We start from the raw sequence: 26,688 nt of genomic DNA, 5'->3' as shown, positions 1-26,688 counted from the left end.
CGCTCGAGTCGGGGGAGCAGGGCTGATGGGCTACCTCGACGGATTCGGCGTCACGATCAAGAAGTGGCTCGGTCCGGGCACCGACTCCGGGCGACGCGTCACGCTGCAGTACCCCGAGCAGACCCGCCCGAAGCCCGAGCGCTTCCACGGTCGTCACGTGCTCAACCGCTACGACGACGGCATGGAGAAGTGCATCGGGTGCGAGCTCTGCGCGGGCGTGTGCCCGGCGCGCTGCATCTACGTGCGTGGCCGCGACAACGACCCGGACGACCCGACCTCGCCGGGTGAGCGCTACGGCTTCATCTACGAGATCAACTACCTGCGCTGCATCCACTGCGACCTGTGCGTCGAGGCCTGCCCCACCGAGGCCATCACCGAGTCGAAGCTGTTCGAGTTCTCGTTCACCAGCCGCCAGGACGCCATCTACACCCGCGACGAACTGCTCGTGGACGACGAAGGTCAGCCCCAGAAGCTGCCCTGGGAGGACTGGCGCCCGGGCGACGACGACAACACGTCGGCCTGGATGCGTGCCACCGCCCCGGCGGGCAACGCCAACTACGTGGGCCGCGTGGCCTGGGCCGGCGAGCTGGGCTACGGCGTGCGCGCCCCCGAGCAGGGCCAGTTGGCCGACCTGCCCGAGCCGCCCGCCGAGACGACCGAGGACGGCCACGACGACCACGACCACGGCGACCACGACGGGGGGCACCACTGATGATGGAGGTGTTCGTGTTCGTGGTGGCCGCCGGCATCGTGCTCGCCGGCGCGCTCGGGGTGATCGCCTCGAAGAACCCGGTGCACGCCGCCCTCTCGCTGGTGGCCACGCTCTTCGGCATCGCCGTGCTCTTCATCGCCCAGGACGCCCAGTTCCTGGCCGCGGTGCAGGTGATCGTCTACGCCGGCGCCATCGTCGTGTTGTTCCTGTTCGTACTCATGCTGCTCGGCGTCGACCAGGCCGAGGACCTCAGCGTCGACCCGCTGGTGGGCCAGCGGCCCCTGGCCGCCATCGTCGGCGTGGCCGGTGCCGCCCTGCTTCTCGTCGCCATCTTCGTCGGCGACACCCCGGCCCCCGGTGCCAAGGCCGCCACCGAGGCCATCTCGGACACGGTCGCCAACATCAACCAGCTCGGCACGGTGCTCTTCACCGACTACGTGCTGGCCTTCGAGATCACCGCCATCCTGTTGACCATCGCCGTGGTCGGCGCCGTGGCGCTGTCGCGTCGGGCCGACGACGACGCTGCTGACAGCGAGGAGGTGGGCTGATGCTGGCCGCCATCGAGGTGACCCCGCAGTGGTACCTGGCCCTCGGGGCCGTGCTGTTCGCCATCGGCGCCTTCGGCCTGCTGGTGCGCCGCAACCCCCTGGTCATGTTCATGTGCGTCGAGCTCATGCTGAACGCGGTGAACCTCACCTTCGTGGCCTTCGGCACGCTGCTGGGCGACATCGGCGGCCAGGTCGTCGTGTTCTTCGTGCTCGTGGTGGCCGCCGCCGAGGTGGTGGTCGGCCTCGGGCTCATCGTGGCCATCCTGCGTAGGCGCCCCGGCGCCACCGCGGACGACCTGTCGGCGCTGAAGGGCTGAGGGCGAACAGATGCTCGACTACGTCTGGTTGATCCCTGCGCTGCCGCTGGCCGGGTTCCTGGTGCTGCTCCTCGGAGGCCAGCGCCTCAAGGAGCCGTGGCCCGGCATCATCGGCACCATCACGGTCGGGGCCTCGTTCCTCGTCACCGCCGCCGTCTTCTTCGACCTCCAGAGCCAGCCGGTCGACGAGCGCACCGTCGTCGACGTGCTCTACACCTGGCTGCCCGTCGGCGGCCTGCACGTGGACGTGGCCACCCTGGCCGATCCCCTGTCGATCAGCATGTGCATGTTCGTCACGGGCATCGCCGCCCTGATCCACGTGTACTCGATCGGGTACATGCACGGCGACGCCAAGTTCGGGCGCTTCTTCCTCTACCTGAACCTGTTCGTCTTCTCGATGCTCGTGCTGGTGCTCGGCAACAGCCTCCTGCTCACCTTCGTGGGCTGGGAGGGCGTCGGCCTGTGCTCGTACTTCCTGATCTCGTTCTGGTTCACCGAGGAGGCCAACGCGGTCGCCGGCAAGAAGGCCTTCGTCACCAACCGCATCGGTGACTTCGGCTTCATGCTCGCCATCTTCCTCACCTTCCAGACCGTCGGCACGCTGGCCTACGAGGAGATCCTCCCCGCCGCCGGCTCGATGACCACGACCACGGTCACCGCCATCGCCGCCCTCCTCTTCATCGGTGCCGTGGGCAAGTCCGCCCAGATCCCGCTCTACGTCTGGCTGCCCGACGCCATGGCGGGCCCCACCCCGGTCTCGGCCCTCATCCACGCCGCCACCATGGTCACCGCCGGCGTCTACCTGATGATCCGCATCAACCCGATGCTGGCGGTGTCGGCCGACTGGCTGCCCACCGGCATCGCGGTGATCGGCGCGGCCACCGCACTCCTGGCCGCCACCATCGCCATCGGCCAGAACGACATCAAGAAGGTCCTGGCGTACTCCACGGTCAGCCAGCTCGGCTTCATGTTCGTGGCCATCGGGTCGGGCGCCTACATCGCCGCCGCCTTCCACATGATCACCCACGCCTTCTTCAAGGGCCTCATGTTCCTCGCCGCCGGCTCGGTCATCCACGGCATGCACGACGAGCAGGACATGCGCAAGATGGGCGGGCTGCGCAAGAAGATGCCGATCACCTTCATCACCTTCCTGATCGGCTGGCTGGCCATCGCCGGCATCCCCCCGTTCGCGGGCTTCTGGTCGAAGGACGAGATCCTGGTCTTCGCCTGGCAGGAGCACGGCCCGGTGCTCTGGGCCGTCGGCGTGCTCACCGCGCTGCTCACCGCCTTCTACATGAGCCGCCTGATGTTCCTCACCTTCTTCGGCAAGCCCCGCTGGGGCGAGGGCACCGACCAGCCCGACCTGCACCCGCACGAGTCGCCGCCCACCATGACGGTCCCGCTTTTCCTCCTGGCGGTCTTCTCGGCCGGCGCCGGCATCTTCAACCTGCCCTTCTCGACGAACTTCAAGTTCCTCGAGGTCTGGCTCGAGCCGGTGGTCGAGGGCGCCGAGGCCCACCTCACCGTGTCGGGCGCCGAGCAGTTCCTCTTGGCCGGTATCTCGGTCGTCGCCGCCCTGATCGGCATCTTCGTGGCCTACCGCACCTACCTCGCCCACAAGATCGACGCCAAGGTCTTCGACAAGGAGATCCTCGCCCGGGCCTGGCACATCGACGAGGGCTACGCCGCCGTCGTCAGCGGCCCCGGCACCTGGGCCTTCAACGCGATGGTCTTCTTCGACACCCGCGTCATCGACGGCGCCGTCAACGGCGTCGCCACGGTGGTGCGGGGCAGCTCGATGGGCCTGCGCCGCCTCCAGAGCGGCTACCTGCGCAACTATGCGCTGGGGGTGGCCATCGGCGCCGTGCTCCTCCTCGCCTGGCTCCTCACGAGGGCGGGGATCTGATGCTCGCGACCGCGGCGTCCGCCGCCACCGAAGCCAGCCCGTCGTTCCCGCTGCTCACCGCCCTGGTGCTGCTGCCCGGCCTCGGCGCGCTCGTCGTCGCCCTGCTGCCGCGGCGCCGGCCCGAGCTCGTCCGCCTCACGGCCGTGCTGTTCGCCGCGGCCACCGGTGCCCTCACCCTCTGGCTGCTGGCCGCCTTCGAGACGGGCGGGGCGGGCTTCCAGTTCACCACCCAGCACACGTGGATCGCCGACCTCGGGATCTCGTGGCACCTGGGCGTCGACGGCATCTCGCTGCTGCTCGTGGTGCTGACGGGGATCCTGTTCCCCATCGCCATGCTGGGCACCGCCCCGCACCACGACCCCAAGCCCTACTACGCCTGGCTGCTGGTGCTCGAGGCCGGCTGCCTCGGTGTGTTCCTGGCGCTCGACCTGTTCGTGTTCTTCGTGTTCTTCGAGATCGTGCTGGTCCCGATGTACTTCCTCATCGGCGGCTGGGGCCACGGCAACCGGGTCTACGCGGCGCTGAAGTTCTTCCTGTTCACGATGTTCGGCTCGGCGCTGATGCTCGTGGGCATCCTGAGCCTCGTCATCTTGAGCGCCAAGGCCACGGGCAACCCCATCACCTTCGACCTGATCGAGCTGGCCAACAGCCAGTCCATCGCCACGGTCACGGCCCGGTGGATCTTCCTGGCCTTCGCCCTCGCCTTCTCCATCAAGACGCCGCTGTTCCCGGTGCACACCTGGCTGCCCGACGCCCACACCGAGGCGCCCACCGCGGGCTCGGTGATCCTCGCCGGCGTCATGTTGAAGCTGGGCACCTACGGCTTCCTGCGCTTCGGGCTCTACCTCTTCCCCGAGGCCACGGTGTACTTCGCCCCGCTGCTGCTCACGCTCGGCACCATCGGCATCCTCTACGCCGCCGTCGTGGCCACCATGCAGAAGGACCTCAAGCGCCTGGTGGCGTACTCGTCGGTGGCCCACCTGGGCTTCATCGTCCTCGGCACCTTCGCCCTCACCCAGCAGGGCCTCACCGGCGGCGTGATGCAGATGGTCAACCACGGCCTCTCCACCGGCGCGCTCTTCCTTCTCGTGGGCTTCATCTACGAGCGGCGCCACACCCGCCAGATCTCCGAGCTCAAGGGCCTCCAGACCGCGGCCCCGGTGCTGGCCGCGTTCTTCACCGTGGTCATGTTCGCCTCCATCGGCCTGCCCGGCCTGAACGGCTTCGTGGGCGAGTTCCTCATCCTCACCGGCTCATTCCTCACCGCCCGGTGGTGGACGGTCGCCGCCGCCCTCGGGGTGATCCTCGCCGCCATCTACCTGCTCTGGGCCTACCAGCGGGTGTTCCACGGCCCCACCGACGACGCCAACCGCGACATGGGCGACCTGAAGGGCTGGGAGGCGCTGATCATGGTGCCGCTCATCGCCCTCATCGTCTTCCTCGGCGTGTACCCCAAGCCCGCCCTCGACCGCATCGACCCCTCGGTGTCCGAGCTGATCGCCCACGTCGAGGAGCACAGCGACTACCGCGAGCCCACCGTGGCCACCGCCGGCGCCGCCGTCGGCGCCGAGCTGATCGCCGCCAACCCGCCCGCTGAGGGCGAGCACGGCGAAGGCGAACACGGTGAGGAACAGGGCGACGAGCACGGGGAGGAGGGCGAATGACCACCACCCTCGCCAGCCTCGTCACCCTCGCCCAGGCCTCCGGCTCCGAGCTCAACGAGATCGCCACCCCGACCATCGACTGGTCGGCCCTGTGGCCGGGCATCTGCCTCGCCCTCGGCGGCATCCTGCTGCTCACCATCGCCTCGCTGGCCAAGCGCTGGCTCTTCGAGGGCTTCTACGCCCTGTTCACGGTGGCCGCCGGCCTCGCCGCCATCGCCACCGCCATCCCGCTGTGGCACGAGGTGCAGACCGGCGACGGGCCCTTCAGCGCCGTGGCCCAGGCCATCGGCGTCGACGGCTTCTCGGTCTACCTCACCATCGTCATCGCCAGCGCCGTGGTGCTCACCGCGCTGCTGGCCGACGGCTACCTCCGCCGCGAGGGGATGGACGGACCCGAGTTCTACGTCCTGATGCTGCTGTCGGCCTCCGGCGGCGTGGTGATGGCGTCGGCCAACGACCTCATCGTCATGTTCCTCGGTCTCGAGGTGCTGTCCATCAGCGTCTACGTACTGGCCGCGATGCACCGCAAGCGCGCCACCTCGCAGGAAGCGGGCATCAAGTACTTCGTCCTCGGGGCGTTCTCGTCGGCGTTCTTCCTCTACGGCATCGCCATGGTCTACGGCGCCACCGGCTCCACCAACATGGTGAAGATCTCGGCCTTCCTGGCCACCGAGGTGCCCCTCAGCGACGCCACCCTGCTGGTCGGCTTCGCCTTCCTGCTCGTGGGCTTCGGCTTCAAGATCGCCGCCGTCCCGTTCCACAGCTGGACCCCCGACGTCTACGAGGGCTCGCCCACGCCGGTGGTCGCCTACATGGCCTCGGGCGTCAAGGTGGCGGGCTTCGCAGGGCTCATCCGGGTCTTCTCGCTGACCTTCGCCACGTACGCCACCGACTGGCAGCCCATCCTCTACGCGCTGGCGGTGCTGACCCTCGTGGTCGGCTCGGTGCTGGCCGTGGTGCAGACCGACGTCAAGCGCATGCTGGCCTACTCGTCGATCAACCACGCCGGCTTCATCCTGCTCGGCGTGGTGGCCGCTTCCGCCCAGGGCACGTCGGCGTCGCTGTTCTACCTGGCCGCCTACACCTTCATGGTGGTGGGCACCTTCGGGGTCATCACCGTGGTCAGCCGCAAGGGCGACGAGCTCACCAAGCTCGACGACTTCAAGGGCCTCGGCGGCAGCCGCCCCGTGCTCGCCCTGGTCTTCACCATCTTCCTGCTGGCCCAGGCCGGCGTGCCCCTCACCTCGGGCTTCTTCGCCAAGTTCTACGTCCTCGAGGCCGCGGTCGAGTCCAGCTACTACTGGCTGGCGCTGATCGCCATGCTCACCGCGGTCGTCTCGGCCTTCCTGTACCTGCGCATCATCGTCTCGATGTACATGGGCGCGGCCGACGGCGACGACCCCCTGCCCGAGCTCGAGGGCCCCGAGGTCAAGGTGCCGGCGGCGGCGGGCCTGGCCCTCGCCATCTGCCTCGCTGTGACGGTGTTCGTGGGCTTCTTCCCCCAGCACCTGCTCGACCTCGCCAACGAGGCCATCCCCGTCCTCGTCGCCTCCGCCCCCTGATGTCCCGCCCCCCGTTCTGCCAGCACGAGCCTGTCGTGCAGAACAGGGTGGTGCTGGCAGAACGAGCAGTGTGCGGCCGGGAGGCGGGTGCACGATGACGGACTTCGGCGCGCTCACCCTCGAGCGGCGGGACGAGGTGGCGCTGATCACGCTGACCGCCGGCGACAACCGCTTCAACCCGACGTCGGTCACCGCCTGGAACGCCGCCCTCGACGAGGTGGAAGCCGACGAGTCCCTCGCCGCCCTCGTCACCACCGGGACGGACAAGTTCTATTCGAACGGCCTCGACCTCGACTGGATGGGGTCACTGCCCGACGAAGAGCGCGCGCAGTCGGGGCAGATGATCACCGACACCATCCGCCTGCTGGGCCGGTTGCTCAGCTTCCCGATGTACACCGTGGCCGCGATCAACGGCCACGCCTTCGCCGGCGGCGCCATGCTCACCCTCGCCCACGACGCCCGGGTGATGCGCACCGACCGGGGCTTCTGGTGCCTGCCCGAGGTGGACCTCGGCATGCCCCTCGCCCCCGGCATGACCGCCATCATCCAGGCCCGCCTCACCCCGCAGGTGGCCCACGAGGCCGTGCTGACCGGCCGGCGTTTCCCCGCCGACGAGGCGCAAGCCAAGGCCATCGTCGACGCCGTGGCCCCCGAGGACGAGGTGCTGCGCGACGCCATGGCCCTGGCCGTGACCCAGGCCGCCCGCGGCCGGTCGTCCATCGGCCAGCTCAAGCAGGACCTCTACGGGCCGGCGCTGGCCGTCATGGCCGAGGGCGCTCTGCCCTGAGCCGCTCGGGCGGGTCGGTGTTCAGCCCATCCGGCTGACGATGATCGCCACCGAGACGGCCATGCCGGCCAGGACCGCCGTGCCGGTGCCGAGGATGGCGGTGACGATGATGGCCAGCTGACGCTTCGACTCCTTCTGGAACGCCGCCTCGGACTGGGCGATCCGCGCCTCCAATGCCGCCACGGCCAGCTGGAGCTGCATCACCTGCCCGCCGAGATCGGTCCGTAGGTCGCTGCTCAGATCGGTCATCTCTCCTCGGAGGGTGCTCGCCAGACCGGCCATGCGGCCGGTGAGGTCGTTGCGGAGGTCGGCCATCTGGCCGGTGAGGTCGTTGCGGAGGTCGGCCATCTGGCCGGTGAGGTCGCCGCGGAGGTCGGCCATCTGGCCGGTGAGGTCGCCGCGGAGGTCACCCATCTCCCCGCGTAGCTCGCCGCGGGTCACCGAGAGCTCGGCTCGCAGGAAGTCCCGGGTGATGGGCTCATCCCCCTCTCGGGCGGGGAACTCGGCGAGGAAGGCTTCGGTCACGTCGGGTCCAAGGCGATCGACGAACTCGGTGTACAGGATGCTTCGGTGCTGGGCCGACAGTGCCATTCGCTCGACTCCGTGGTCGGGTGGGTGGTTGCCGGGGAAGCGGGGGTACCTTACCGCTCGGCGGCGGCACCGCTCCAGGGTTCGGCCCCCCTGCACCCTGAGGAGCGCTACCTGGTCGTAGCGGCGACCCGCTTGGCCACGACGGTGCCCTGCCCAGCCGTCACCGGCTTCGTGCGCCGCGGCTTAGCCACGCGGGGCCGCTCGGAGAGCGTCGAACCCGAGACCGTGCACGACCCGGCCGTCTCGGCGGATGTCGGCCCAGAGCGGGTCGTCGCCCGACCCCCTCCCGGCGGCCTCGTCGGGGCTCATCTCGAGCACCTCGACGGCGTTCCCCGTCAGGCGCCTCACCTGGCGGCGCCAGGATTCGAGTGACTCGGCCCAGGTTTCGTCGTCCTCGTCGATCTCGCGGGGCCGGACGACGACGACATCGATGTCGCTCTCGGCGGTCGCCTCCCGGCGGGCGAACGAGCCGAAGACGATGACGCTCACCGGTGGATCGACGAGCTCCCCCGCGAACCGCCCCATGGCGTCAAGTACGGCATCGTGGGATCGGGTCAGCGCAAGCAGCGCCTGACTGGCGACGTGGTCACGGACCAGGAGGAACATCGCCGCCGGGGGCACGTCCCGCCGCTCGACGACGCCGAGCTCCACCAATCGAGGTAAGACCCGCGACGCCTGGGCCTGGCTCACGCCTGCGAGCTGGGCGACCGTGCGCAGGTTCAGCTCGGCGGTCGTCTCGACGAGGACGGCGAGCACCCGTCCCTGCACGCCGGGCACGATGGCCTCGATCGGTCGGCGGAAGTCGATGGCCGATGCTACCCCCGATAACTGCATAAATGGAAGCATTCTTTCATTTATGATCGCAAGACAGCCCGAGCCACTCACGAACGGGTCGGGCGTTCCCTCTCGGCAGTCGCGCGTCGCTCAGACGCAGCCGACGGCGCGAGCCAGGGTCTGGCAGGCCTGGTCCATACGGGGGGCCGGCAGGGTGGTGATGCGCTGGCGGAAGGCCGCTCGCCGCAGCGTGTGGAGGTTGTCGAAGTTGGTGACGCAGCGTCGCAGGGCGAAGTCGACGACCTCCCGCGTCGTCTCGAAGCCGTAGAGCTGCTTGGCGTTGGCCACCAGCTCGTCGTCGATCACGATGTTGGTCCGGCCCACGAGGCGCGCCGGACACATCCCTACACATCACGCCGACGGGAGATCACGACGACGGCCGCGAGGACGAAGAGCCACAAGCCGAGCAGGCCGAGGCCGGGGCGGAGGGCCACCTCGGACCCGCCGGCGAGCTCCTCTCGGTGGACGGCCCAGAAGACCACGGGGCCGACGCGGGCGGTGCCGGTGGCCGTGGCGAGCACGACCAGCACCCCCGTGGCGATGACGCCGGCGAGGAGGACGAGGCGGGCGGGGCGGGTCATGTGGGCCTCCGGTGGGAGCGTTCGAGCGCGGCGGCCGCCGCGAGGGCGGCGAGGGTCAGGGCAGGGCCTGCGGCGGGGAGGACCGGGCCGGGGAGCGCACCGGCGAGTGCCAGCAGCGCGGTGGTGAGCGCGGCGGCGGCCAGCACGGCACCCGCTTCCGCCGATCCGTTGCCCAGCTCTGGGCCGAGCGCCACGGAAACCGTGACCGCCGTGGCGGTGAGGGGGACGAGGGCGACGATCCATGCGGCGGCGACCGCCGGGGAGAGCAGCGCCGCGGCAAGGGCGACCCCGGGCGCTGCGGTCACCGCGACGGCGACGAGGGCGCCGGTGGTCAGGGCCGAGAGGTGGGGCAGGGGCTCGATGCCGAGCGCCGCCTCGGCGGGGCGCCGGTGATCGGACAGACCCCGGGCCAGCGCGGCGGGAGCGGTCGTGACCTGGGCCCCGAGCAGGGCCACGACCTGCAGGTCGAGGGCCCCGGGCACCCGGTTCCGGGCCCATGCCGCACCGGCGACGAGGGCGACGGCGGTGGCGCCGGCGACCACCAGCGCCTCGAGGGTGCGGGGGTGGCGGACGACCCGGAGGGCCTGCACCCGCACGAGGGGCAGGCGGCCGTCCAGACGCAGTGGCCGCACGTGGAGGTCGATGGCGGTCGCCGCCGGCGCTGGAGGAGTGAAGAAGGCGGCGGCGACGAGGACGAAGGCAACTCCGGCCGCGCCCACCGTCGCGGTCCCACGAGGCTCGACCAGACCCAGCCAGGGAAGTGACCAACCCAGCGGAGCGAGCGCCCACGCGCCGCCGGCGTCCCCGAAGCGGGCCAGCAGCGGGAGCGGTGCGGCCAACGCCACTCCGACGAGGCCGAACCACGCCAGCACGGCGAGGGTCAGGCGCAGGGGCGACGCCGCGGTCCCGGCGGTGAGGCGCCCGGCGAGACCGTGGAGCGTCATGCCGACCGCGACCCCGGCGATCACCGTGAGGATCAGGACCAGGCCTGAGCAGCCGGCCGGCCGAGCCGACGCGGCGACGACGGCGTCGAGCGCCGGGGGGCCGACGACCAACGTCGCCGCGATGCCCGCGATGGCGAGCGGGAGCACCGCCGCCGCTGCCACCGATCGTCGCCGGACGGGCAGAGTCCGCAGGAACCCGAGCGAGGGCGGCACCTCGGTGGCGTGGGCCACGAGGATGCCGAATCCCGCCGCCAGCGCCCACACCGCCACGACCAGGCCCAGGGCGAGGAGGTCGTCGCGCCGCTCGGGCACCCGGCCCGCCAGCACCGCCCCGATACCCGACAGCACCACCGCCCCCAACGCGCCGCCAGCGACGAGGCCCCGGGGCGTCACACCGACGGCCACCGCCCACCGCCGCACCACCATCCCGCCCAGCACCCACGAACTGGCACCGGATTTCGGTGCCCTGGCACCGAAGTCCGGTGCCAGAACGGAGGAGGTCCGGGCGCGCGAAGTGCTCGCGGGCATCAGCGGAGGCCGTCGGCCAACTCGTCGAAGGCATCCGCGGCCGCGGCCAGGGTGTCGGCGGGGAGCAGGTCGGACGGGGGGCCCGAGAACTTAACCTGCCCGCCGGCGAGCAGGGTGAGGACGTCGGCGAAGCGCAGGGCCCAGAGGAGGTCGTGGGTGGTGGCCAGCACGGCGACACCCGCCGACGACCGGGTCCGTTCGACGAGCAGGAGGCCGAGCGACTGCGCCGCCAGCGGGTCGAGGCCGTTGGTGGGCTCGTCGAGCACGACCACCGGTGGGTCGTGCAGGAGCGCCGCCACCAACTGGGCCTTGCGGCGCATGCCGTGGCTGTAGCCCCGGATCGGGCGAACGGGAGGCGAGAAGTCGAGACGGGCGGCGACCTCGGCCGCCATCGCGCCCATCGCCGCCGGGTCGCCGGCGATGCGGGCGTGGAGGCGGGCACACAGGTCCCACAGCTCGCCGGCGGTCAGCTCGAGGGGCAGGTTGTGGTCGCCGTCGGGGGCGAACCCGAGGCGCCGGTAGCGGGCGGCGTCGTCGGGGTCGGGCACCCGGCCCTCCACCTCGACGGTGCCGTCGTCGGCCGCCCGCAGGCCGACGACGAGGTCGAGCAGGGTGGTCTTGCCGGCACCGTTGGTGCCGAGCACGACGTGGAACGAGCCCGGGGCCACGTCCAGATCGATCGGCCCGAGGGCGAACCCGCCGGCGGCCGCGGTGGCGCCGCCGACGTGGACGGCGGGCACGCCCCGCACCGGGATCACGGGCCGACCGCCCAGAGGTGGCGGCCGTCCTTGAAGAACGGCAGCAGTCCGGCGAGGTGGCCAGCGGCGAGCAGTCCGGCCAGTGGCAGGGCGAGGCCGTCGGCCGGCGGCGGCAGCGCGAGGGCCATCGGTGCCAACGCGAGGGCGACGGTCGCTCCCGCCACCGGTCCGGCGAGGGCCACCCAGCGCCGACGGCCGACGTCGCGCACGTCGTGGAGCAGGCCGACCTGACTGGGACCCGCCGCCGCGAACCGGGGTTGGCCGCGCACCGCCCGCACCGCGGCGAGGTGGCCGATCTCATGGGCGGCCACGCTCGCGACCGCGCCGACGGCCACCGCAGCGGGTGCGACCGCGACGACCAGCGGGGTGCCGGGGGCGAGGACGTGCACCGCCAGCGCGAGCACGGCGGACCACGCCAGGGCGAACAGGGCCACGAGTCGCCCGCTGTGGAAGGCGGCGCGAGAGCAGCCCAGCGGCGTGGCGGGGAAGCGGCGGCGGGCCGCGGGGGCCTCGGGCGGCGGCGTGCGGGCGAGGTCGAGGAGGAAGCCGGCCACGTGGTGACGCCACCGGCGGTGCACGCGCACCAGCCCCACCCCCGCGAGCTCGGTGACGAAGGGGCCGAGGTCGGCCAGCAGGCGTCCCGGGTCGACGCCGTAGGCGCGGGCGTGCTCGGTGGCCAGATCGCCCACGGTCACCCGCCCGTCGCACCCCGCCAACAGCGCGGCGGCGGTCGAGGTCAGCGGGTAGCGCTCGTCGGTGAGGAGGTCGACGAGGGTGTCGTGGTCGAGCACGCAGGTGTCCAGGCGGATGCGGTCGGACGCGTCGAGGGAGAACGGCACGGGGCCTCCGTGGGGTCGGCGGCCCGGCGCACCGGGCCGCGCTCGGGCGGACCGGTGCACCGGGAGGGGTCGGGACGGGCGGCCGGATGGGACGGCCGGGGGAGGAGCCGTCGGCTCAGCGCCGGCAGCGGGCCTTGGCCGTGTACCAGCCGACGTTGCAGGAGCGGACGCCGCCGTTGCGGCGGCACACGAACCAGCACCAGGCCGCCGTGCTCGTGAAGAACGCGAGGATCACGACGACGGTGGCCACGAAGGTGGCGACCGGCGACTCCTCGAGGGCCGGCGACGGGCCCCGCCCGGCGACGAAGGCGGGGGCGACGTAGGGGCCGGGCGCGATGGCTCGCGGCGCGCTCCCCGGGGGACAGGTGGTGCGCATGGGCACCCTCCTTGCTTGCGGTGGGTCCTGAGGGGAGGTCCTCGGAGTGTCGCGCGAGATGTACTGAAATGCAATATGTCGGCGAGATGGCCGTCCGGCGGCGCCTCCCCGAGCCCCTCGGAGGCCCGCCCTCTTTGGCCCCATGTGAAGGCGTTCACTACGCTGCCGAACCGTGTCCGACTACCTGCGGAGCTACCTCACCGTGGCGATCTTCGCCGGGGCCGCCGTGGTCATGGTGGCGGCGATGCTCGGCGTGTCCAAGCTCCTGCACCCGACCCGGCCGCAACCGTCGAAGTACGTCACCTACGAGAGCGGGGTCGACGCCGTCGGCTCGGGCTGGTCGCAGAGCCAGATCCGCTACTACATCTTCGCCCTGCTCTTCGTCATGTTCGACGTCGAGGCCGTGTTCATCTTCCCGTGGGCCACGCAGCTCGAGGTCTACGGCCTGTTCGGCCTCGTCGAGATGCTCGTGTTCATCGTGATCCTGGCGCTGGGTCTGCTCTACGCCTGGCGAAAGGGAGTGCTCCGGTGGGTCTAGTCGAGAGCGGCAAGCTGCCGAAGCCCCTCACCTATCTCCTCAACCTCAGCCGCACGTACTCCCTCTGGGTGTTCCAGTGGGGCCTGGCGTGCTGCGCCATCGAGATGGGCTCGGCCTTCGGCTCGCCCCGCTACGACGTGATGCGCCTCGGGGTCATCCCCTTCCCGGCCAGCCCCCGCCAGGCCGACCTCGTCGTCATCTCCGGCACGGTCACCGACAAGATGGCGCCGGCCATCAAGCGCCTCTACGAGCAGATGCCCGACCCGAAGTACGTCATCTCCATGGGCTCGTGCGCCAACTGCGGCGGCCCGTACTGGGACTCGTACTCGGTCACCAAGGGCGTCGACCAGATGATCCCCGTCGACGTGTTCGTGCCCGGCTGCCCGCCGCGGCCGGAGGCCCTGCTCGAGGGCGTCGTGCTGCTCCAGGAGCGCATCAAGACCGAGGACATGGCCGCCCGCTGGCGGGGCGAGCCCATCGTCGTCGGCGGCGGTGAACCGCGATGAGCGACACCCCCACCGAGGAGCCCACGGCGGCCGAGCCGACCGACGCGGCCCCCGCCGCGGAGGCGCCGGCCGAGGACGCCGCACCGCCGGCCGAGCCCGACCCGCTGCGTGAAGGCGTGCTCGAGCGCCTCGCGGCCGAGCTCGGCGACGGCCTGCTCGAGTCCCACCTCTCCCCGGGCGACGACCTCTGGGTCCGCGTGGCCCTGTCGTCGTGGCGCGAGGCGGCCGCCGTCGCCAAGCACGACCTCGGCTGCACCTACTTCGACTTCCTCTCCGCCATCGACTGGCTGCCCTCGCCGTTCGGTCGGGACATGGACAGCCAGGAAGACCTCGTCACCGCGGGCGCCGACCCCACTGCCACCGGGTCCACCGATCCCGCTGGCATCGAATGGGGCGTGGCCGGGGGCACCAGCCGCTTCCAGCTGCTCGCCCGGGTCGAGTCGCCCACCGAGGGCTACGGCATCACCTTCAAGGCCGACCTCGACGACGCCGCTCCCACCGCCGACACCTGGATCCCCGTGTACGCCGGCGCCGACTGGCACGAGCGTGAGGCCTTCGAGATGTACGGCATCTCGTTCGTGGGCCACCCCAACCTGCGCAAGCTCTACCTGCCCGGTGACTTCGAGGGCCACCCGCTGCGCAAGGACTTCCCCCTCCTGGCCCGCCGGGTGAAGCCCTGGCCGGGCATCGTCGACGTCGAGCCCATGCCGGGCGAGGACGCCGCCGCCGAGGACGCACCCGCGGAGGACGCATCGTGACGGCCATCACCGATCGCCAGCAGCTGGCGTACATCGCCGGCCAGGCCGCCGACGCCCGGGTGAACGTCGAGATCGAGACCGAGGGCATGACCCTCAACATGGGCCCGCAGCACCCGGCCACCCACGGCACCTTGCGCATCGTGGCCAAGCTCGACGGCGAGCAGGTCATCGAGGCCGCTCCGATCATGGGCTACATGCACCGCGGCTACGAGAAGCTCACCGAGGTCCGCAGCTACCCGCAGGTCACCACGCTCATCAACCGCATCGACTGGCTCGGCAGCTTCGCCAACGAGGTCCCCTTCATCCTCGCCGCCGAGAAGCTGATGGAGGTCGAGGCTCCGCCCCGCGCCCAGTGGATCCGCACGGTGCTGTTCGAGCTGAGCCGCATCTCGAACGTGATGCTGTTCCTCGGCGACATGGGCGTGCAGCTCGGCGCCCTCACCCCGGTCTTCTTCGCCTTCCGCGACCGCGAGCACGTCCTCAACCAGATCGAGTCGGTCACCGGCGGGCGCTTCCACCCCAACTTCGACCGCATCGGTGGCCTGAAGGACGACCTGCCCAAGGGCTGGATCGAGGACACCAAGGCCGTCATGGAGAAGGTCCGCACCTTCTGTGACGAGATGGAAGACCTCATCATGGGCAACGAGATCTTCGAGGCCCGCACCCGCGGCATCGGCGTGATCCCCGCCGATGTCGCCCTGTCGTACGGCATGTCCGGCGCCAACCTGCGCGCCAGCGGCGTCGACTGGGACCTGCGCCGCGATCGGCCCGTCGGCCTGGCGTGGGACGAGGTCGACTGGAAGGTCTGGACCCACCCCGACGGCGACTCGTTCGCCCGCTACTGGGTGCGCCTCCAGGAGACCCGCGAGGCCAGCCGCATCGTGGACCAGCTCCTCGACGGCATCCCCGCCGGGCCGATCATGGCCAAGGTGCCCCGCATCATCAAGGTGCCCGCGGGCGAGGCCTACGTGGCCACCGAGAACCCCCTCGGCCAGATGGGTTACTACGTGGTCTCGAAGGGCGACCTGGTGCCCTTCCGGGTCAAGATCCGCTCGGCCTCGTTCAACAACATCTCGATCGTGCCCTGGGTCATGAAGGGCGTCTACGTCCCCGACGTCATCACCATCCTGGCCAGCCTGTACTTCATCCTTGGGGATATCGACAGATGAGCTCTTCGCTGCTGGCCATCGATCTGGCCTACTGGCAGGTCACCACCATCAAGGTGATCATCGTCCTGTCGTTCATCCCGCTCTCGGCGCTGATCCTCGGCTACGTGTTCCTGCTGAAGATGATGAGCCACATGCAGAGCCGGCTCGGCCCGATGGAGGCCGGCCCCCACGGCGTCCTGCAGCTCGTGGCCGACGGCGTGAAGTTCATCCAGAAGGAAGACATCTTCCCGGACAAGGCCGACCGGTTCGTCTTCGCCATCGCCCCGCTGGTGGTGGTGCTGTCCACCTTCCTGCTCTTCGTCGTCGTGCCCGCCGGCCCCGACATCTACGTCGAGAGCCTCGACACCGGCATCTTCTTCGCCCTGGCGGTCTCGTCGCTGTCGGTGGTCGGCATCTTGATGGCGGGCTGGGCATCGGCCAACAAGTACTCCCTCATGGGTGGCCTGCGGGCCGCCGGCCAGCTCATCGCCTACGAGCTGCCCCTGGTCCTCGCCGTCGTCGGCGTGGTCATCCAGGCCGGCACCCTCAACCTCCAGGGCATCGTGGCCGCCCAGGCCAACGGGTCGATGTTCGGGTTCGACTTCCTCGGCAACCCGTTCATCATCACCCAGTTCATCGGGTTCGCCATCTTCCTCATCGCCGTGCAGGCCGAGCTCACCCAGACCCCGTTCGACATGCCGGTGGCCGAGTCCGAGATCGTCGGCGGCTACCAGGTCGAGTACACGGGCTTCCGCTTCCTGTTCTTCTTCATCGGCGAGTTCGGCACCGCGTTCGCCTTCGCCGCCATCGCCGCCACGCTCTTCCTCGGCGGCTGGTGGCTGCCGGGCTTCGACCTCGACAGCAACTTCCTCAACGTCCTCGGCCCCCTGGTGCTGTTCGCCAAGGTGATGCTCGTGGCGTTCTTCATCTTCTGGTTCCGCTTCACCTATCCCCGCTTCCGTGAGGACCAGCTCCAGAAGTTCGCGTGGAAGTTCCTCATCCCCCTCGCCCTGCTCAACATCGCGGCGACCGGCATCTTGAAGGTGGCGTTCTGATGCCTGAACTTCCCGGTCTGGTCAAGGGCCTCGGCGTCACGCTGCGCACGATGCTGAAGCCCGCGGTCACCGTGCAGTACCCCCACGAGAAGGAGACGCCCGCCCCCCGGGCCCGCGGCGTCATCGCCCTCAAGGAGGACAACTGCACGGTCTGCATGCTCTGCGCCCGTGAGTGCCCCGACTGGTGCATCTACATCGAGGGCCACAAGTACCTCGCCCCGCCGCGGCGCGAAGGCGGCGCCCCCCGCCAGAAGAACGCCCTCGACCGCTTCGACATCGACTTCTCGCTGTGCATGTACTGCGGGATCTGCGTCGAGGTGTGCCCCTTCGACGCCCTGTTCTGGAGTCCCGAGTACGAGTACTCCGAGTTCCGGCTCGCCGACCTGCTCCACGACAAGGAGCGCCTGGGCGAGTGGATGCTCACCGTCCCGGACAACGAGGCCTACGAGGCCGGGTCGGAGCAGAAAGTGAAGAAGATCCCCCGATGAGTCCGAGGAACGAGGACGTGGCCCGAGCGGCCCGGCGAGGAACGAGCCAGGAGCGGAGAGCATGATCGCGACCCTGCTCCTCGCGGCCGACCTCAACGTCGCCCAGAACATCGCGTTCGCCATCATCGCCGTGGTGATCATCGCGGCCGCCCTGCGGGTGGTCACCACCAACAACGTGGTGCACGCCGCCCTCTACCTGGTGCTCGTGCTCGCCGGCGTGGGTGGCCTCTACTTCATCCTCGGCGCCGAGTTCGTGGGCACCACGCAGATCCTCGTCTACATCGGGGCCATCATCGTGCTGTTCCTGTTCGGCATCATGCTCACCCGCGCCCCCATCGGCGGGGAGTCGGACCTCGACCACGACCAGCGCTGGATCGGCGGGCTCATCTCCGTGCTGCTGCTGGCGGTGATCGGTTACACGCTCATCGACCGCTTCGAGGACAGCGAGCTGCCCGCCGACACGGTCACCACCACGGCCCAGGTCAGCGACGCCATCTTCAGCACCTACCTGGTTCCGTTCGAGGTGATCTCGGTGCTGCTGCTGGCGGCGCTCGTCGGTGCCATCGTCGTGGCGAGAAGGGACTAGGCGCCATGTTGCTCAACCAGTTCCTGTTGCTGGCCGCGGTGCTCTTCTGCATCGGCGTGTACGGCGTGCTGGCCCGCCGCAACGCGGTGATGGTGCTCATGTCCATCGAGCTCATCCTCAACGCGGTCAACATCAACCTGGTGGCGTTCGCCGCCATGAACGGTGACATCAGCGGGCAGGTGTTCGCCCTGTTCGTCATCGCCGTGGCCGCCGCCGAGGTGGGCGTCGGCCTCGCCATCATCCTGCTCATCTACCGCAACCGCACGAGCGTCGACCTCGAAGAGCTCGACGCCATGAAGGGCTGACGATGTCCACGCTGACGCTGGCCGCGGAAGCCGCCCACGAGACGCACGCCGGGTTCTTCCTCGAGAACGCCTGGCTCATCCCGGCCGTCCCCCTGGCCTCGTTCCTCATCATCTTGTTCTTCGGCAAGCGCATGCCGAAGGGCGGGTCTCGGGTCGGCATCGCCGCGCTCTCCGCGGCGTGGCTGCTGGCCGTGGCCACCCTCGCCCAGTGGATCCAGCGGGTCAACGAGGCCGGCGAGGGTGGCGAACACGCGCTCGGGGCCTTCCTCGGCGCGATGGTCGCCGAGGGCGAGGGTCACTCCTCGGTCGAGCCCGTGGTGCGCTCGTTCACCTGGTGGCAGTCCGGCGGCCTCGACTTCACCGCCGGCACCATGGTCGACGGCCTCGCCGCCATCATGTTGTTCACCGTCACGAGCATCTCGCTGCTCGTGCACATCTACTCCACCGAGTACGTGAAGGGCGACCGCCGCTTCACCCACTACTTCGCCTTCCTCTCGTTCTTCAGCGCCTCGATGCTGCTGCTGGTGATCAGTCAGAGCACCCTCCAGCTGCTGCTCAGCTGGGAGCTCGTCGGCGTCAGCTCGTTCGTGCTCATCGGCCACTGGTGGGAGGAGCAGGCCAACAGCAACGCCGCCCTCAAGGCCTTCCTCACCAACCGCGTCGGCGACGTCGGCCTCATCATCGGCGTCATCATCTTGTTCTTCGGCGCCGGCACCTTCGGCATCATCGACACCAACCTCGCCGCCCTCGACGGCACCATGAGCCACGGCGTGATGCTCGCCGCCGCCCTGTGCCTGATGGCCGCGGTCAGCTCGAAGTCGGGGCAGTTCCCCCTCCACACCTGGCTGCCCGACGCCATGGCCGGCCCCACCCCGGTCTCGGCCCTCATCCACGCCGCCACCATGGTCGTGGCCGGCGTCTTCATGATCGCCCGCCTCTACCCGGTGTTCTACGAGGGCCTGTCGATCGGCACCAGCGGCCTCAACTACATGGCCTTCATCGGTGGCTTCACCGCCCTGATGGGAGCGTGCCTCGCCTTCGTCCAGAAGGACATCAAGAAGGTGCTGGCCTATTCGACCATCAGCCAGTTGGGCTACATGGTGGCGGCCCTCGGCGTCGGCGCCTGGACCGCCGCCATCTTCCACCTCTTCACCCACGCCTTCTTCAAGGCCTGCCTCTTCCTCGGCGCCGGCTCGGTCAGCCACGCCGCCCACCACACCTTCGACATGACGAAGATGGGCGGGCTGAAGAAGTACATGCCCACCACCTTCTGGACCTTCGCCCTCTCGTCGCTGGCCCTGGCGGGCATCCCGCCGCTCGCCGGGTTCTGGTCCAAGGACGAGATCCTGGCCGGCGCCTCCCAGGGCCAGGAGCAGGGCTACACCCTCATCCTGGTGTTCGGGGCCATCTCGGCCCTGCTCACCGCGGCCTACATGACGCGGGTGATCTGGCTCACCTTCTTCGGCGAGTACCGCGGGCACGGCACGCCGCACGAGTCGCCGGCGGTCATGCTCTGGCCGCTGCGCATCCTGGCCGGCTTCGCCGCCTTCATCGGCTTCGTCAACCTCCCGGCGGCCATCGCCCCCGACAGCATCGAGCTCCAGTTCGAGCACTACATCGAGCCGACGTTCGCCTTCCCCGAGGTCATCCACCCGGTGTTCTCACTGCCGGTGGCCATCGCCTCCGTGCTGCTGGCCTCCCTCGGCATCGGCCTGGCGTACCTCTACTTCGTGAAGAACAAGGGCCCGCACGGCCTCACCGAGCGCAACAAGGCGGCCCACGCCGGGTACACCTTCCTCGAGAACAAGTACTACCTGGACGCGCTCTACGAGAACGTCATCGTGGCCGGCACCAAGGGCCCCATCGCCCGGGCCATGTACTGGTTCAACCAGCACGTCCTCGACGCCGTCGTCAACGGCGTCGCCACCGGTGCCCGGGGCACCGCGCGGTTCCTGTACCGCTTCGTCGACCAGGGCGCCATCGACGGCACCGTCAACGCCTCGGGCCATGCGGCCGAGGGGTCGGGGCAGCTGCTCCGTGGCATCCAGACCGGGAAGATCTCCAACTACGCCGCTCTGCTCTTCGGGGGCGTGGTCCTGATCGCCGGCATCTTCGTGATCATCGTCTAGGAGCATTCGACTCATGACCGACTTCCTCGATAGCTGGGGCCTGAGCCTCGCCATCTTCCTGCCCCTGGTGGGTGCAGCCCTGATGCTGCTCGTGCCGCGGGCGCAGGAGGAGACGCACAAGCTGATCGCCCTGGTCGCGTCCCTGGCCACCGCGGCGGTCGGCGTGTTGCTGCTGGCGAACTTCGACTACGACAACAGCGCGGTCCTCCAGTACCAGGTGGACGAGAGCTGGATCCCGCTCATCGACGCCCGGTACCACGTGGCCCTCGACGGCATCTCCCTGCCGCTGCTGGCCCTGACCCTGCTGGTCGTGCCCCTGTGCATCATCTACTCCTGGAAGCACTTCCCGGAGCCGCACAACCCGAAGGCCTTCCTCATCCTCATCATGATCCTGGAGACGGGCATGGTGGGCACCTTCCTCGCCCAGGACCTCATCCTCTTCTTCGTCTTCTTCGAGGTCGTCCTGCTCCCGATGTACTTCATGATCGGCGTCTGGGGTGGCCCGAACCGCCAGTACGCCTCCATCAAGTTCTTCCTCTTCACCCTGTTCGGCTCGGCCCTGATGCTGGTGTCGTTCCTGGCCCTGTACTTCCTCCAGGGCACCTTCCAGATCCCCGTCCTGGCCGAGATGGGCGGCGCCGGCATGGCCCGCACCACCGGCCTGTTGATCTTCGGCGGCATGTTCCTGGGCTTCGGCATCAAGGTCCCGATGTTCCCGTTCCACACCTGGCTGCCCGACGCCCACACCGAGGCCCCCACCGTCGGCTCGGTCATCCTGGCCGCGGTGCTCCTGAAGCTCGGCACCTACGGCTTCATCCGCATCGCCATCCCGGTGCTGCCCGACGCAGCCTCCGAGTGGGCCCCCTGGATCGCCCTGCTGGCGGTCATCGGCATCATCTACGGCGCCCTGTGCTGTCTCGCCCAGACCGACATGAAGCGCCTCATCGCCTTCTCCTCAGTGGCCCACATGGGCTTCGTGATGCTGGGCATCGCCACCCTGACCGACTTCGGCTTCAACGCCGCCATCTTCGGCATGGTCGCCCACGGCCTCATCACCGGCATGCTCTTCTTCATCGCCGGCTCGACCAAGGACCGCTTCCACACCCTCGAGATCAAGCGCCTCGGCGGCCTGCTCACCCAGGCACCCCACATGGCCTGGATCCTGGGCCTCAGCGTCATGGCCTCGCTGGGCCTGCCCGGCCTGGCCGGGTTCTGGGGTGAGTTCCCCGCCATCCTCTCGGCGTACCAGCCGGGCGCCGGCATGGACGTCACCGTCTTCCGGGTCTACATGGTCATCGCCGCCATCGGCACGGTGCTCGCCGCCGGCTACCTGCTCTGGCTCTACCAGCGGGTCGCCTTCGGCACGCCGAAGGCCGAGTGGGAGGGCCACGACATCCCCGACGCCAACGCCTACGAGCTCGTGGCCTGGACCCCGATGATCATCCTCATGATCGTGCTCGGTGTGTACCCCAACCTCGTGTTCGAGGTGACCGACGGGGCCGTCGGCCGAGCCCTGAGCGCCTTCGGGGCGGGTGGCTGACACCGTGGCTCCCGCCGTGCTCGCCCAGGTGACCGGGTTCACCACGCCGCACCTCGACTACCACGCGCTCGCGCCCGTCCTCGTGCTGACGGGGACGCTGGTGGTGGTGCTGCTGGTCGACCTCTTCACCGAGGAGGACGGCAAGTGGGCCCTGGCGTCGCTCACCGGCATCGGCCTGCTGGCCACGCTCGTCCCGGTCATCACCCTCGCCGTCGACGGCCAGGACCGCGCCATGTTCGGCGGTGCCTACGTGGTCGACGACTTCGCCCTGGTCTTCACCGCCCTCTTCGCGGTGAGCGGCTACCTCGTCGTGTTGCTGTCCACCAACTACGTGGCCGAAGGCGACTACCACGAGGGCGAGTACTACTTCCTGCTGCTGTCGTCGCTGATCGGCATGGTGGTCATGGCCTCGGCCCGTGACCTCATCACCATGTTCGTGGCCCTCGAGCTGCTCTCCATCCCGGCCTACCTGCTGGCGGGTTGGCGCAAGCGCGACCTCAAGGGCAACGAGGCCAGCATCAAGTACTACCTGATGGGCGTGTTCGCCTCGGCGGTGATGCTCTACGGCATGTCGCTGCTGTACGGCCTCACCGGCACCACGATGATCGCGGAGATCGGTGGCCAGATCGGCGAGGCGGCCAGCAGCGCCCCCATCGTCACCCTGGCCATCGTGCTCACCCTGATCGGGTTCGCGTTCAAGGTGTCGGCCGTGCCCTTCCACACGTGGGCGCCCGACACCTACGAGGGCGCACCCACCCCCATCACCGGCTTCCTGGCCGTGGCCTCGAAGGCGGCCGGGTTCGTCGCCCTGATGATCCTGGTCTTCGTCGGCTTCGGCGGGCGTGACGACGTCACCCAGTGGTTCTTCGCCGCCCTGTCCATCCTCACCATGACGGTGGGCAACCTGATCGCCCTGCGCCAGACCAACGCCGTGCGCATGCTGGCCTACTCGGGCATCGCCCAGGCGGGCTACATGCTCGCCCCGCTGGCCAGGACGGGCGACCCGGTCGCCGCCCTCACCTCGATCGTCGTCTATCTGGTCATCTACGCGGCCATGAACCTCGGGGCGTTCGCGGTGGTCATCGCCGTGGCCCGCAAGACCCGCTCGGCCGAGATCTCCTCGTTCGCCGGCCTGTTCGAGTACGCCCCGGGCCTGGCCGTCACCATGACGGTGTTCCTGTTCTCCCTCGCCGGCATCCCGCCCCTCGCGGGCTGGGTGGGCAAGTTCCTGATCTTCCGGGCCGTGCTCGAGGGCACCACCACCCTCGGCATCGTGCTGGCGGTGTTCATCGCCGTGAACTCGGTGATCGCGCTCTACTACTACGCCAACGTCGCCCGGGAGATGTGGATGCAGCCCGTGCCCGGCGACGACCGGTCGCCCATCAAGGTGCCGGTCTCGCTGGTGGCGGCCATCGCCATCACCGTGGTCGCCACCGTCGTCTGGGGCGTCGTGCCCGGCGCCCTCACCCACTTCGGCGAGGCCGTCCACCTCGCCGGCGGCTGACAGCACACACCCACGAACTCGACGCAATAGCTGTCGGAACCCGATAGTCATTGCGTCGAGATGAGCGCTGAGCGGTTCGACGGCTATGTGGAACGGGCGCTCTACCACCCAGTGCGCGGCTTCTACGCCGCCGGGGGCCAGGCCGGGCGCCGGGGCGACTTCCTGACCAGCCCGGAGGTCGGGCCGCTGTTCGGCGCGGTGCTGGCCCGGGCACTCGACACCTGGTGGCACGAACTGGGTGATCCCGACCCCTTCACCGTGGTGGAGGCCGGCGCCGGCCCCGGCACCCTCGCCCGCACGGTCGCCCTCGCCGCCCCCGAGTGCGCGGCGGCGCTGCACTACGTGACCGTCGAGCGCTCGGCGGCGCAACGGGCCCAGCATCCTGGTGGGATCGAGGCGCTACCCGAGCTGCCCGACGGTCCGGTCACCGGCGTGATGCTGGCCAACGAGCTGCTCGACAACCTGCCCTTCCGCCTCCTCGAGCGCACCGCCGACGGGTGGGCCGAGATCTGGGTGGAAGGTGGCGTCGAGGCGCTCGTGCGCCTCGACGATGTCGACGTGCCCGAGGGGGCGACCGCCCACGACGAGGTCCCGATGGGCGCGCGGATCCCGGTGCAGGAGCAGGCGGCCACGTGGCTGCGCGAGGCCCTGGCGCTCGTCGAGCGGGGCAGGGTCGTCGTCGTCGACTACGCCGACAGCACCCCGTCGATGGCCGCCCGGCCGCACCAGGAGTGGCTGCGCACGTACCGTTCGCACGGGCGGGGCGGCGACCCCCTCGACTCGCCGGGCAGCCAGGACATCACCGTCGAGGTCGCCGTCGACCAACTGGCCGCCGTGCGCCCACCCGACCACGACCGTTCGCAGGCCGAGTTCCTCGCCGCCCACGGGCTCGACGAGCTCGTCGACGAGGGCCGACGCCTCTGGGAGGAGCGGGCCCACCTCGGCGACCTCGCCGCCATCCGGGCCCGGAGCCGCGCCACCGAGGCTGACGCGCTCACTGACCCCGCCGGCCTCGGCGCCTTCCGGGTGCTCGAGTGGATGGTCGGCTGATCCTCGCCGGCGGTCGCCCGCCGGTGCCGGTCAGTCGACGGTCTGGCAGGCGGTCGCCCCGAGCGCCGCAAGGGCGTCGAGCGCACCGGTCAACGGCGCCGCGTCATAGCTGTTGACGGCATCGAGGGCCTGCCCCACACCGGCGAGATCCTGGTCGGCACCGGCCTGCTCGACCGAGCGCAGCCGCTGCTCGACGTCGGTCAGCGCCTCGTCGGCGTCGGCCAGCGGCGCCTCGGCCTCGCTCGGCCCATCGATCGCGGCGAAGTCGGCCTGGAGCCCGGCGACGAGGTCGGCGGCGTCGCCGAAGCTCGCCTCGATGGAGGAGAAGACGGGCTCGAGTGCCGCCGGATCCGTGGTCTGGACCGAGTTGGCCAGGTCGCGGGTGGACAGCAGCGCCGCCTCGACCCCGCCAGCGAGCTGGTCGTTCAGTTCGGTGCACGCGGCATCGGCCTGCTCGGCGAAGTCGTCCTCGGGCCCGCTCGCGGCCGTCGTGGGCTGGGCCGTCGCGGACGTCGTTGTCAGGTCGTCCGTCGCTGTCTCGTCGCTACTGCCGGCGTCCGAGCAGGCGCTGGCCAACGTCAGGGTCGCCGCAAGGGCGGCGACCGTCGCAGTGGTCCGCCTCGTCCACCGTTCTCCCATGTCCCACGCTCCGGCCCTCGTCGAGTCGGAGCGACCCTACTGGGCCGACGAAGCGGTCGACGTCTACGTGTCCGACGCCGCTGCCCCCCGCACCGATGGAGGTACTAGGGCAGCGGCGCCGGGCGGGCGGAGCGTCAGCGGACGACCAGGGTGGCCTCCATCGACTCGTGGCCGGGGACGTCGCAGAAGTAGCGGTACTCCCCGGCGTCGAGGTCGGCCTCGAAGCGGCGATCGGTCGATCCCGGGAGCTCGACCTTCACGTCGGTGCCCTCGATGAGCAGCGTATGGCGGTAGAGGTCTTCGTTCTGGACGAAGAAGCCCACCGTCCCGGCCGGCGCCTCCAGTGTCGCGGGGAAAGCGGTGTCGCGTGCGACCACGACGATGTCACCATCCTGGCGCTGGTCGTCTTCGACGCTTGCCGTGGCGACCAGCGAACCGACCGCCCCGAGCACCAGGACGCCACCGAGGGCGAGGCCGGTCACCCTGGCGCGGTCCGGCGGGTTGGCCCGGGTCGCGGCCAGGGCCGCGCCGGCGGTGCCGAGGCCCAGGACGAGGGCTGCGTAGGCGACCAGGAAGCCGGCACCGGTCTCGGGGTGGGACAGGTCGGCCACCAGGAACGGGGCGCTGGCGAGGACCGAGATGACGCCGAGCGCCACGGCCGCGTAGAGCACCCGGCGCCCCTTGCCGGCCACGAGCGCAGCCCCCAGGCCGACGGCCAGGACCGAGAAGACGATCAGCGGGGGGATCACGACCTCGTTTACCACCTGGCTCAGAACGAAGACGACGGGAAGCGCGAACAGCCCGAGGGTGGCGAGGCGCCGCCATGCGGCGACGGTCGGTGGGTTCTCGCCCGCGGGGGTGTCAGCGCTCGTGCTTGTTGCTCGTGGCGCGTTCTTCGCCAGGCTTTCTGGGCCGTGGCCTGCTGTGTCGGAACTCATGACGCCGCGATCGCGTCGAGCTCGATCATGACACCGGGCATGGCCAGGCGGGACACCTCGAACAGCGAGCCGGCGTAGCGGCAACCGCCGATGGCGAGACGCTCGGCGCTCACGCCGTAGTGCTCGAAGAAGGCGTCCATGTCGGTCACGTAGATGTTGAGCTGCACGACGTCGGCGAGCGCCATCCCTGCCGAGCCGAGAACGGCCTCGAGGTTGTCGATGGCCAGGGTGATCTGCTCGGCCATGTCGTCCTCGAACTGGGGGGCGCCGTCGGCGTCGACCGCGGTCTGGCCCGAGCAGTAGAGCGTGCGGGACGTGTCTCGCACCTCGTTGCCCTGCACGAAGCCGAACTGCTCCTGCCAGGTCCAGGGGTTGTGGATGGTCCGTTCCATGGTGTTCCTCCGTGGTGATGGGCCCACCGCCGGGAATGGCGCCGCCGGTCCCGCAGGAGCTTGCGGTCGGGTGGGCTGAGGGACACGATGCGCGAACCGGGGGTGTCCGGGAATCGGCCCAAGGTACGAATGGGCATTCCGAGGGGTACGACCCGATGGGTACCA

Annotated in this window: 30 protein-coding genes; 19 read left to right on the top strand and 11 right to left on the bottom strand. The window is 70.1% G+C overall.

Translation table 11 applies throughout. The annotated features are described in order from the left end of the window. Positions 1 to 25 precede the first annotated feature (25 nt). The 7 genes from nuoI (at position 26) to JNK12_18015 (ending at position 7,496) form a co-directional block, all read left to right on the top strand. Positions 26 to 712, top strand: coding sequence for an NADH-quinone oxidoreductase subunit NuoI (gene nuoI / locus JNK12_18045; GenBank protein MBL8777847.1), 687 nt, complete (start codon positions 26 to 28; stop codon positions 710 to 712). After that, the gene (locus tag JNK12_18040) at positions 712 to 1,260 is read left to right on the top strand and encodes an NADH-quinone oxidoreductase subunit J (protein MBL8777846.1); all 549 of its coding nucleotides are present in this window, start codon (positions 712 to 714) and stop codon (positions 1,258 to 1,260) included. Before nuoI ends, JNK12_18040 begins: the two co-directional genes overlap by 1 nt. Positions 1,261 to 1,277: 17 nt before the next feature. Next, the gene (gene nuoK / locus JNK12_18035; GenBank protein MBL8777845.1) at positions 1,278 to 1,577 is read left to right on the top strand and encodes an NADH-quinone oxidoreductase subunit NuoK; all 300 of its coding nucleotides are present in this window, start codon (positions 1,278 to 1,280) and stop codon (positions 1,575 to 1,577) included. A gap of 10 nt (positions 1,578 to 1,587) precedes the next feature. Next, positions 1,588 to 3,483, top strand: a complete 1,896-nt coding sequence (nuoL, locus tag JNK12_18030) for an NADH-quinone oxidoreductase subunit L (GenBank protein ID MBL8777844.1) — start codon at positions 1,588 to 1,590, stop codon at positions 3,481 to 3,483. Continuing rightward, a complete protein-coding gene (locus tag JNK12_18025) occupies positions 3,483 to 5,147 on the top strand; it encodes an NADH-quinone oxidoreductase subunit M (GenBank protein MBL8777843.1) in 1,665 nt (554 codons plus the stop codon). Before nuoL (JNK12_18030) ends, JNK12_18025 begins: the two co-directional genes overlap by 1 nt. Next, positions 5,144 to 6,709, top strand: coding sequence for an NADH-quinone oxidoreductase subunit N (locus tag JNK12_18020; GenBank protein MBL8777842.1), 1,566 nt, complete (start codon positions 5,144 to 5,146; stop codon positions 6,707 to 6,709). Before JNK12_18025 ends, JNK12_18020 begins: the two co-directional genes overlap by 4 nt. 94 nt (positions 6,710 to 6,803) lie before the next feature. Beyond that, on the top strand, positions 6,804 to 7,496 hold the full coding sequence (locus JNK12_18015; GenBank protein MBL8777841.1) for an enoyl-CoA hydratase/isomerase family protein: 693 nt from the start codon (positions 6,804 to 6,806) through the stop codon (positions 7,494 to 7,496). Positions 7,497 to 7,517: 21 nt separating this feature from the next. On the opposite strand, the gene JNK12_18010 is transcribed toward JNK12_18015, so the two are convergent. The 8 genes from JNK12_18010 to JNK12_17975 all read right to left on the bottom strand — a co-directional run bounded on the left by JNK12_18010 (position 7,518) and on the right by JNK12_17975 (position 12,947). Beyond that, entirely contained in the window at positions 7,518 to 8,021 is a 504-nt protein-coding gene (locus JNK12_18010) for a hypothetical protein (GenBank protein MBL8777840.1), read from the bottom strand. Between the two features lie 249 nt (positions 8,022 to 8,270). Beyond that, positions 8,271 to 8,921 (bottom strand): nucleotidyltransferase domain-containing protein, encoded by a 651-nt coding sequence (locus tag JNK12_18005; GenBank protein ID MBL8777839.1) that lies wholly within the window; start codon positions 8,919 to 8,921, stop codon positions 8,271 to 8,273. A gap of 90 nt (positions 8,922 to 9,011) precedes the next feature. Next, positions 9,012 to 9,263, bottom strand: a complete 252-nt coding sequence (locus JNK12_18000) for a type II toxin-antitoxin system VapB family antitoxin (GenBank protein MBL8777838.1) — start codon at positions 9,261 to 9,263, stop codon at positions 9,012 to 9,014. Positions 9,264 to 9,265: 2 nt separating this feature from the next. Continuing rightward, on the bottom strand, positions 9,266 to 9,502 hold the full coding sequence (locus JNK12_17995; GenBank protein MBL8777837.1) for a hypothetical protein: 237 nt from the start codon (positions 9,500 to 9,502) through the stop codon (positions 9,266 to 9,268). Further along, positions 9,499 to 10,884, bottom strand: a complete 1,386-nt coding sequence (locus tag JNK12_17990) for a hypothetical protein (protein MBL8777836.1) — start codon at positions 10,882 to 10,884, stop codon at positions 9,499 to 9,501. Before JNK12_17990 ends, JNK12_17995 begins: the two co-directional genes overlap by 4 nt. An 89-nt stretch (positions 10,885 to 10,973) precedes the next feature. Continuing rightward, positions 10,974 to 11,732, bottom strand: a complete 759-nt coding sequence (locus tag JNK12_17985; GenBank protein ID MBL8777835.1) for an ABC transporter ATP-binding protein — start codon at positions 11,730 to 11,732, stop codon at positions 10,974 to 10,976. After that, on the bottom strand, positions 11,729 to 12,571 hold the full coding sequence (locus tag JNK12_17980) for a PqqD family protein (GenBank protein ID MBL8777834.1): 843 nt from the start codon (positions 12,569 to 12,571) through the stop codon (positions 11,729 to 11,731). The genes JNK12_17985 and JNK12_17980 overlap by 4 nt, the downstream gene beginning before the upstream one ends. A 115-nt stretch (positions 12,572 to 12,686) precedes the next feature. Continuing rightward, the gene (locus JNK12_17975) at positions 12,687 to 12,947 is read right to left on the bottom strand and encodes a hypothetical protein (protein ID MBL8777833.1); all 261 of its coding nucleotides are present in this window, start codon (positions 12,945 to 12,947) and stop codon (positions 12,687 to 12,689) included. 232 nt (positions 12,948 to 13,179) lie between these two features. Between JNK12_17975 and JNK12_17970 the strand changes: the two genes are divergently transcribed. From JNK12_17970 to JNK12_17915, 12 genes are all read left to right on the top strand, one after another. Further along, positions 13,180 to 13,485, top strand: coding sequence for an NADH-quinone oxidoreductase subunit A (locus JNK12_17970; GenBank protein ID MBL8777832.1), 306 nt, complete (start codon positions 13,180 to 13,182; stop codon positions 13,483 to 13,485). Further along, positions 13,476 to 13,991: an NADH-quinone oxidoreductase subunit NuoB gene (gene nuoB, locus JNK12_17965; protein ID MBL8777831.1), complete on the top strand. Its 516-nt coding sequence runs from the start codon at positions 13,476 to 13,478 to the stop codon at positions 13,989 to 13,991. The genes JNK12_17970 and nuoB overlap by 10 nt, the downstream gene beginning before the upstream one ends. Then, positions 13,988 to 14,749, top strand: a complete 762-nt coding sequence (locus JNK12_17960) for an NADH-quinone oxidoreductase subunit C (protein MBL8777830.1) — start codon at positions 13,988 to 13,990, stop codon at positions 14,747 to 14,749. Before nuoB ends, JNK12_17960 begins: the two co-directional genes overlap by 4 nt. Continuing rightward, positions 14,743 to 15,918 carry an NADH-quinone oxidoreductase subunit D gene (locus JNK12_17955; protein MBL8777829.1) on the top strand — a complete coding sequence of 392 codons (1,176 nt, stop codon included), beginning with the start codon at positions 14,743 to 14,745 and terminating at the stop codon, positions 15,916 to 15,918. Before JNK12_17960 ends, JNK12_17955 begins: the two co-directional genes overlap by 7 nt. Beyond that, complete coding sequence (gene nuoH, locus JNK12_17950) at positions 15,915 to 16,952, top strand: NADH-quinone oxidoreductase subunit NuoH (GenBank protein ID MBL8777828.1); 1,038 nt, start codon at positions 15,915 to 15,917, stop codon at positions 16,950 to 16,952. Before JNK12_17955 ends, nuoH begins: the two co-directional genes overlap by 4 nt. Further along, a complete protein-coding gene (locus tag JNK12_17945) occupies positions 16,952 to 17,440 on the top strand; it encodes an NADH-quinone oxidoreductase subunit I (GenBank protein MBL8777827.1) in 489 nt (162 codons plus the stop codon). Before nuoH ends, JNK12_17945 begins: the two co-directional genes overlap by 1 nt. Positions 17,441 to 17,501: 61 nt before the next feature. Further along, positions 17,502 to 18,026 (top strand): NADH-quinone oxidoreductase subunit J, encoded by a 525-nt coding sequence (locus tag JNK12_17940; protein MBL8777826.1) that lies wholly within the window; start codon positions 17,502 to 17,504, stop codon positions 18,024 to 18,026. Positions 18,027 to 18,031: 5 nt separating this feature from the next. Next, positions 18,032 to 18,331, top strand: a complete 300-nt coding sequence (gene nuoK, locus JNK12_17935) for an NADH-quinone oxidoreductase subunit NuoK (protein MBL8777825.1) — start codon at positions 18,032 to 18,034, stop codon at positions 18,329 to 18,331. A 2-nt stretch (positions 18,332 to 18,333) separates the two neighbouring features. After that, positions 18,334 to 20,460, top strand: a complete 2,127-nt coding sequence (gene nuoL / locus JNK12_17930) for an NADH-quinone oxidoreductase subunit L (GenBank protein ID MBL8777824.1) — start codon at positions 18,334 to 18,336, stop codon at positions 20,458 to 20,460. Between the two features lie 13 nt (positions 20,461 to 20,473). Beyond that, a complete protein-coding gene (locus tag JNK12_17925) occupies positions 20,474 to 22,000 on the top strand; it encodes an NADH-quinone oxidoreductase subunit M (protein ID MBL8777823.1) in 1,527 nt (508 codons plus the stop codon). 4 nt (positions 22,001 to 22,004) lie between these two features. Further along, complete coding sequence (locus JNK12_17920; GenBank protein ID MBL8777822.1) at positions 22,005 to 23,504, top strand: NADH-quinone oxidoreductase subunit N; 1,500 nt, start codon at positions 22,005 to 22,007, stop codon at positions 23,502 to 23,504. A gap of 60 nt (positions 23,505 to 23,564) precedes the next feature. After that, entirely contained in the window at positions 23,565 to 24,554 is a 990-nt protein-coding gene (locus tag JNK12_17915; protein MBL8777821.1) for an SAM-dependent methyltransferase, read from the top strand. 30 nt (positions 24,555 to 24,584) lie between these two features. On the opposite strand, the gene JNK12_17910 is transcribed toward JNK12_17915, so the two are convergent. The 3 genes from JNK12_17910 to JNK12_17900 form a co-directional block, all read right to left on the bottom strand. Beyond that, positions 24,585 to 25,193: a hypothetical protein gene (locus tag JNK12_17910; GenBank protein MBL8777820.1), complete on the bottom strand. Its 609-nt coding sequence runs from the start codon at positions 25,191 to 25,193 to the stop codon at positions 24,585 to 24,587. A gap of 134 nt (positions 25,194 to 25,327) precedes the next feature. After that, on the bottom strand, positions 25,328 to 26,131 hold the full coding sequence (locus tag JNK12_17905; protein ID MBL8777819.1) for a cupredoxin domain-containing protein: 804 nt from the start codon (positions 26,129 to 26,131) through the stop codon (positions 25,328 to 25,330). Beyond that, a complete protein-coding gene (locus JNK12_17900) occupies positions 26,128 to 26,523 on the bottom strand; it encodes a RidA family protein (GenBank protein MBL8777818.1) in 396 nt (131 codons plus the stop codon). Before JNK12_17900 ends, JNK12_17905 begins: the two co-directional genes overlap by 4 nt. Between the last annotated feature and the right edge of the window lie 165 nt (positions 26,524 to 26,688).

It is taken from the genome of Acidimicrobiales bacterium, assembly GCA_016794585.1.
In the GTDB taxonomy this organism is placed as follows: domain Bacteria; phylum Actinomycetota; class Acidimicrobiia; order Acidimicrobiales; family DATDAH01; genus JAEUJM01.
The sequence above is the reverse complement of the archived record's forward strand: the minus strand, read 5'-3'. Positions and strand labels throughout refer to the sequence as shown.

Bases quoted from the DNA above. Each gene is read 5' to 3' on its own strand.
- nuoI (MBL8777847.1), top strand. From the start codon at position 26: ATGGGCTACCTCGACGGATTCGGCGTCACGATCAAGAAGTGGCTCGGT.
- JNK12_18040 (MBL8777846.1), top strand. From the start codon at position 712: ATGATGGAGGTGTTCGTGTTCGTGGTGGCCGCCGGCATCGTGCTCGCC.
- nuoL (MBL8777844.1), top strand. From the start codon at position 1,588: ATGCTCGACTACGTCTGGTTGATCCCTGCGCTGCCGCTGGCCGGGTTC.
- JNK12_18025 (MBL8777843.1), top strand. From the start codon at position 3,483: ATGCTCGCGACCGCGGCGTCCGCCGCCACCGAAGCCAGCCCGTCGTTC.
- JNK12_18020 (MBL8777842.1), top strand. From the start codon at position 5,144: ATGACCACCACCCTCGCCAGCCTCGTCACCCTCGCCCAGGCCTCCGGC.
- JNK12_18015 (MBL8777841.1), top strand. From the start codon at position 6,804: ATGACGGACTTCGGCGCGCTCACCCTCGAGCGGCGGGACGAGGTGGCG.
- JNK12_18005 (MBL8777839.1), bottom strand. From the start codon at position 8,921: ATGCAGTTATCGGGGGTAGCATCGGCCATCGACTTCCGCCGACCGATC.
- JNK12_18000 (MBL8777838.1), bottom strand. From the start codon at position 9,263: ATGTGTCCGGCGCGCCTCGTGGGCCGGACCAACATCGTGATCGACGAC.
- JNK12_17995 (MBL8777837.1), bottom strand. From the start codon at position 9,502: ATGACCCGCCCCGCCCGCCTCGTCCTCCTCGCCGGCGTCATCGCCACG.
- JNK12_17975 (MBL8777833.1), bottom strand. From the start codon at position 12,947: ATGCGCACCACCTGTCCCCCGGGGAGCGCGCCGCGAGCCATCGCGCCC.
- JNK12_17970 (MBL8777832.1), top strand. From the start codon at position 13,180: ATGGTGGCGGCGATGCTCGGCGTGTCCAAGCTCCTGCACCCGACCCGG.
- JNK12_17960 (MBL8777830.1), top strand. From the start codon at position 13,988: ATGAGCGACACCCCCACCGAGGAGCCCACGGCGGCCGAGCCGACCGAC.
- nuoH (MBL8777828.1), top strand. From the start codon at position 15,915: ATGAGCTCTTCGCTGCTGGCCATCGATCTGGCCTACTGGCAGGTCACC.
- JNK12_17945 (MBL8777827.1), top strand. From the start codon at position 16,952: ATGCCTGAACTTCCCGGTCTGGTCAAGGGCCTCGGCGTCACGCTGCGC.
- JNK12_17940 (MBL8777826.1), top strand. From the start codon at position 17,502: ATGATCGCGACCCTGCTCCTCGCGGCCGACCTCAACGTCGCCCAGAAC.
- nuoK (MBL8777825.1), top strand. From the start codon at position 18,032: ATGTTGCTCAACCAGTTCCTGTTGCTGGCCGCGGTGCTCTTCTGCATC.
- nuoL (MBL8777824.1), top strand. From the start codon at position 18,334: ATGTCCACGCTGACGCTGGCCGCGGAAGCCGCCCACGAGACGCACGCC.
- JNK12_17925 (MBL8777823.1), top strand. From the start codon at position 20,474: ATGACCGACTTCCTCGATAGCTGGGGCCTGAGCCTCGCCATCTTCCTG.
- JNK12_17915 (MBL8777821.1), top strand. From the start codon at position 23,565: ATGAGCGCTGAGCGGTTCGACGGCTATGTGGAACGGGCGCTCTACCAC.
- JNK12_17910 (MBL8777820.1), bottom strand. From the start codon at position 25,193: ATGGGAGAACGGTGGACGAGGCGGACCACTGCGACGGTCGCCGCCCTT.
- JNK12_17905 (MBL8777819.1), bottom strand. From the start codon at position 26,131: ATGAGTTCCGACACAGCAGGCCACGGCCCAGAAAGCCTGGCGAAGAAC.
- JNK12_17900 (MBL8777818.1), bottom strand. From the start codon at position 26,523: ATGGAACGGACCATCCACAACCCCTGGACCTGGCAGGAGCAGTTCGGC.